Annotated in this window: 1 protein-coding gene; it reads left to right on the top strand. The window is 67.9% G+C overall.

The annotated features are described in order from the left end of the window. On the top strand, positions 1-5,855 hold a 5,855-nt coding region (locus AC2VOU_RS02215; RefSeq protein ID WP_486955887.1), incomplete at both ends, for a beta-ketoacyl synthase N-terminal-like domain-containing protein.

Below are 5,855 nucleotides of genomic sequence, written 5' to 3'. Positions count from 1 at the left end.
CGGTGCCGAGGTGTCGGTGGTGGCGTGTGACGCTGCGGATCGTGCTGCGTTGGCGAAGGTGATCGCCGACATTCCGGTGCAGCATCCGTTGTCGGGGGTGATCCATGCCGCGGGTGTGCTCGATGATGCGGTGCTGATGTCGTTGACGCCGGAGCGGGTGGATGCGGTGTTGCGGGCCAAGGTCGACATTGCGTGGAATTTGCATGAGCTGACGGTGGATTTGAACGTCTCGGCGTTTGTGATGTTTTCCTCGATGGCTGCTTTGGTGGGGTCGTCGGGGCAGGCGAACTATGCGGCGGCCAATGGTTTTCTCGATGGTTTGGCGGCGCACCGCCGGGCGCACGGTCTGCCGGGGATCTCGCTGGGCTGGGGTCTGTGGGCGCAGGCCAGCGAGATGACGGGCGGACTCGACGAGGCGGGCCGGGCCCGGCTGGCCCGCACCGGTGTCAGGGCGCTCTCATCGGCCGACGCGCTGCAGCTTTTCGACACCGCGATGGTGATCGACGAGCCGTTCCTGCTGCCGGCGCACATCGACGCCGCCGCGCTGCGGGCCAATGCCGCCGTGGTGCCGCCGATGTTCATCGATCTGATCAACGCGCCCACCCGTCGGCGGGTCGACGATTCACTGGCCGCCAGTAAGTCAAAATCTGCTCTTGCGCAACGTATTCACGGGCTGGCTGAGGACGAGCAGCACGCGGTCCTGCTGGATCTGGTGCGCTCGCATATCGCCACCGTGCTGGGCACCACCACACCCGAGGCCGTCGACCCCGACAAGGCGTTCCAGGAGTTGGGTTTCGACTCGCTGACCGCCGTCGAAATGCGCAACCGCCTCAAAGCCGCCACCGGTCTGGCGTTGTCACCGACGCTGATCTTCGACTACCCGACGCCGAGTCGGTTGGCCGCCTACTTCCGCACCGAACTCGCCGGTGTCCCACAGGAAGTCAAGCGCGTGTCCGCGGTGCGGATCACCGGCGACGAGCAGATCGCGATCGTCGGCATGGCATGTCGCTACCCCGGCGGCGTCAACTCGCCGGAAGACCTCTGGGACATGGTCATCGAAGGCCGCGACGTCATCACCGAATTCCCCGGCGACCGCGGCTGGGACGTGGCCAGTCTCTACAACCCCGACCCCGATGTCGCCGAGACCTGCTACACCCGCGTCGGCGGATTCGTCGAAAACGTCGGTGATTTCGATCCGGCATTCTTTGGTATCGGACCTTCCGAGGCGCTGGCGATGGATCCCCAGCAGCGGATGTTCCTCGAGTTGGCCTGGGAGGCATTGGAGCGGGCCGGAATTGACCCGACCTCGTTGCGAGGCAGCGCCACCGGAGTTTTCGCCGGATTGATGACACAGGGTTATGGCATGTTCTCGGCCAAGCCGGTGGAAGGGTTCCGGCTGACCGGCCAGCTGTCCAGCGTCGCATCGGGCCGGATCTCCTACGTGCTCGGGCTGGAAGGCCCGGCGGTGTCGGTGGACACCGCCTGCTCGACGTCGCTGGTGACCTTGCACATGGCCGCGCAGTCGCTGCGGTCGGGGGAGTCCGACCTCGCGCTGGCCGGTGGTGTCACGGTCAACGCCACACCCGACATCTTTGTCGAATTCAGCCGTTGGCGTGGGCTGTCCACCGACGGACGCTGCAAGGCGTTCGCCGGCGCCGCCGACGGCACCGGGTTCTCCGAAGGCGGCGGCATGCTGGTGCTGGAGCGGTTGTCCGACGCCAGGCGCCTCGGCCACCCCGTCCTGGCCTTGGTGAGCGGGTCGGCGATCAACCAGGACGGCGCCTCCAACGGGCTGACCGCGCCCAACGGCCCCTCACAGCAGCGGGTGGTCCGTTCGGCGCTGACCAGCGCGGGCCTCACCAGCGCCGATGTCGACGTCGTCGAAGGGCACGGTACCGGCACTACGCTGGGTGATCCGATTGAGGCCCAGGCGATCCTGGCGACCTACGGACAGGACCGGCAGACCCCGCTGTGGCTGGGTTCGATCAAGTCGAATATGGGCCACACCCAGGCCGCCGCGGGTGTCGCGGGCGTGATGAAGATGGTCCTGGCCATGCGCCACGAGGTGCTGCCGCCGACCCTGCACGTGGATGTGCCCAGCCCGCATGTGGATTGGACGATGGGCTCGGTGCAGCTGCTCACAGAACCCCAGCCGTGGAAGTCCGACGGCCGTCCGCGCCGCGCGGGGGTGTCGTCGTTCGGCATCAGCGGCACCAACGCGCACGTGATCATCGAAGCCCCTCCGGCGGTCGACGCACCCGCCGTGGAAGCCTCCGCTGCGCCACCCGTCATCCCGTGGGTGCTCACGGCCAAATCGGCTGCGGCGCTTCAATCTCAGGCCGCACGCCTGGCCGAATTCATCAGCGCACGAGACGAGTTGGCTGCCGTCGACGCGGGGTGGGCGTTGGCGGGCCGCACGGCATTCGAACACCGGGCCGTCGCGCTGGGCGACGACCGCGACCATTTGCTGGCCGGCTTGGCCGAACTCGCCTCCGGCGAAAGTACATCGGTGGTCAGCGGCACCGCCCTGCCCGGCAAAACCGTCTTCGTGTTCCCCGGCCAGGGCTCACAATGGCTCGGTATGGGAATGGGGCTGCACGCCACCTACCCGGTCTTCGCCGAAGCGTTAAACACCGTGGTCGGTGAGCTGGACCGGCACCTGCTGCGCCCGCTCCGCGAAGTGATGTGGGGTCATGACGAAGACCTTTTGAGCACAACTGAATTCGCTCAGCCGGCGTTGTTCGCCGTCGAGGTTGCGCTCTACCGGCTGCTGCAGTCCTGGGGTGTGCGCCCCGACTTCGTGATGGGCCACTCGGTCGGTGAGCTCACTGCGGCGCACGTGGCGGGCGCGCTGTCGCTGGAGAACGCGGCGCTGCTGGTGGTCGCCCGCGGCCGATTCATGCAGGCCCTGCCGAGCGGCGGCGCGATGGTCGCCGTGCAGGCAGGCGAGGACGAGGTGCGCCCGCTGCTGACCGCGAACGTCGGCATCGCCGCGGTGAACGGCCCGTCGTCGGTGGTGGTGTCGGGCGACGAAGACGGCGTGAACGGAATCGTCGAGCAACTACGCGCACAGGGCCGTCGGGTCCACCGGCTCGCGGTGTCGCATGCGTTCCATTCGCCGTTGATGCAGCCGATGATCAGCGAATTCAATTCTGCCGCAAGGGAACTGTCCGTCAACCCAGTCAGCATCCCGGTGATCTCCAACGTGACCGGTGAGCTGGCCGGCGAGGAATTCGCCTCGGCAGACTACTGGACGCGGCACATCCTGGCGGCCGTCCGATTCGCCGACAGTGTTCGCTTCGCCAACTCGACCGGTGCCACCCACTTCATCGAGGTGGGCCCCGGCGGTGGTCTCACCTCGTCGGTGGAAGAGTCGCTGGCCGACGCCGAGGTGGTGTCGGTCCCGTTGCTGCGCAAGGACCGTCCCGAACCGAACAGCCTGATGAGCGGACTGACGCAAGCATTCGTGTCGGGGGTCTGCATCGATTGGCGTGCGATGCTGCCCGGCGCGAAGTTCGTCGAACTTCCGACGTATGCCTTTGAGCGACGGCGCTTCTGGCTGTCCGCCGACGACTCTGCGGTGGACGCCGAGGGTCTCGGCCTGTCGCCCAGTGAGCATGCGCTGCTCGGCGCGGTGGTGGACCTGCCGACGTCCGGCGGGGTCGTGCTGACCGGTCGACTGTCGGCGCAGTCGCAGGGTTGGCTGTCTGACCATGCGGTCGGTGGCGTGGTCATCTTCCCGGGCGCGGGCTTCGTCGAGTTGGCGATCCGGGCCGGCGACGAGGTCGGCTGTTCGGTCGTCGACGAGTTGACGCTCGCGGCGCCGCTGGTGATCCCGACGGTCGGTGCGGTGGCCGTGCAGGTGGTCGTCGACGGTGCCGACGAAGCGGGTCACCGTGCGGTGTCGGTGTTGTCCCGCGCCGACATTCATTCGGGCTGGACTCGGCATGCTGAGGGCATCGTCCGGCCCGGCACCGCGGAGTCCGGCACCGACCTGACCGCCTGGCCGCCGCCGGGCGCGACACCCGTCGACATCGAGGGCCTCTACGACCGGCTGGCGGCGCGCGGATACGGGTACGGCCCCGCATTTCAGGGACTGACAGCCATGTGGCGCCGCGGCGAGGAGGTGTTCGCCGACGTGTCGCTGCCCGGCGATGCCGGTGTGTCGCCGACCGGATTCGGTGTTCATCCGGCGGTTCTGGATGCCGCGCTGCACGCGATGATCGTCGCTATCGAGGCCGACCACGACGGCAAAGACGGCGTCCTGGTGCCGTTCTCGTGGCAGGGTGTCTCACTGCATGCGGCGGGTGCCTCGTCGGTGCGGGCCCGGATCGCGCCCGCGGGTCCGTCGTCGGTGAGGGTGGAATTAGCTGACGCGCTGGGGCTTCCGGTGCTGTCGGTCGCATCGATGGTGGCCCGCCCGGTATCGCGGCAGCAGTTGATGGCCGCCGTGTCGGGTTCGGGTCCCGACCGGATCTTCGAAGTGGTCTGGTCGCCCGCGGCGTCCGGACCGTACGTCGACACACCATCCTACGATGTGTTCCAATCCCAGCCCGCCGACGATGACACGCTGGGTTCGACTTACCGGCGCACCCATGAAGCGCTGGCCGCGCTGCAGTCCTGGCTCGCCGAGCACGACTCCGGCACCCTGGTGATAGCGACGCGGGGCGCGGTCGGGCGAGCCGGGGAGGACGTGACCGATCTGGCCGGAGCCGCGGTGTGGGGTCTGGTGCGTTCCGCTCAGACCGAGCATCCGGGCCGGATTGTGCTGGCGGATTCCGATGGACCACTGAGTGATTCGACGATCGCCGCAATCCTGGCGGCGGGTGAGCCGCAGGTGCTGGTACGCCACGACACGGTCTACACCGGTCGGGTTCGCGGTAGCCGGGCGGTGGACGCGCTGCTGGTGCCGCCAGGTGGCGATGCGTGGCGGCTCGGCATGTCCAGCAAGGGCACGTTTGAAAACTTGGTGCTCGAACCGATTCCGGACGCCCATGCTCGGCTGGAACCGGGCCAGGTACGGATTGCGGTGCGCACCATGCCGGCCAACTTCCGCGACGTGATGATCGCGCTCGGTCTCTACCCCGACGAGGACGCCGTAATGGGAGTCGAAGCGTCCGGCGTCGTGACCGAAACCGCACCCGACGTGAGCCGTTTTGCGGTCGGCGACCGGGTGACCGGCTTGTTCCCCGAGGGCACCGGGACCGTGGCGATCACCGACGCGCGCCTGTTGATGAGCGTCCCGTCGGGCTGGTCCTACACCGAAGCGGCGACCGCACCGGTCGTGTTCGCCACCGCCTATTACGCGCTGACCGCGCTGGCGGGCGTCACGGCGGGCCAGCGCATTGTGATTCACGCCGCGGCCGGCGGGGTCGGCATGGCCGCGGTGCAGTTGGCGCGGTACTTCGGGCTGGAGGTGTTCGCTACTGCCAGCCGTCCCAAGTGGGACACGTTGCGGGCAATGGGCTTTGACGACGCCCACATCGGTGATTCCCGTTCAGTGGAGTTCGAAGACAAGTTCCGTGCCGCGACCGGCGGTCGTGGAGTGGATGTCGTGCTGGACTCGCTGGCCGGTGAATTCGTCGACGCCTCACTGCGTCTGGTCAAGCCCGGCGGGGTGTTCCTGGAAATGGGTAAGACCGACATCCGCGACGCCACTGAAGTGGCGGCCGAGTACGGCGCCGTGCGCGACCGCGCGTTCGACCTCTTCGAAGCGGGGGCGGATCACATCGAGCGGATGCTCTCGAAGTTGACGACGCTGTTCGAGGCGGGCGTGCTGCGCCCGTTGCCGGTGACCACTTTCGACGTGCGGCGGGCGCCCGTGGCGCTGCGGTATTTGAGCCAGGCGCGTCATA

The organism is Mycobacterium sp. TH-M25 (assembly GCF_057473665.1).
The sequence above is the reverse complement of the archived record's forward strand: the minus strand, read 5'-3'. Positions and strand labels throughout refer to the sequence as shown.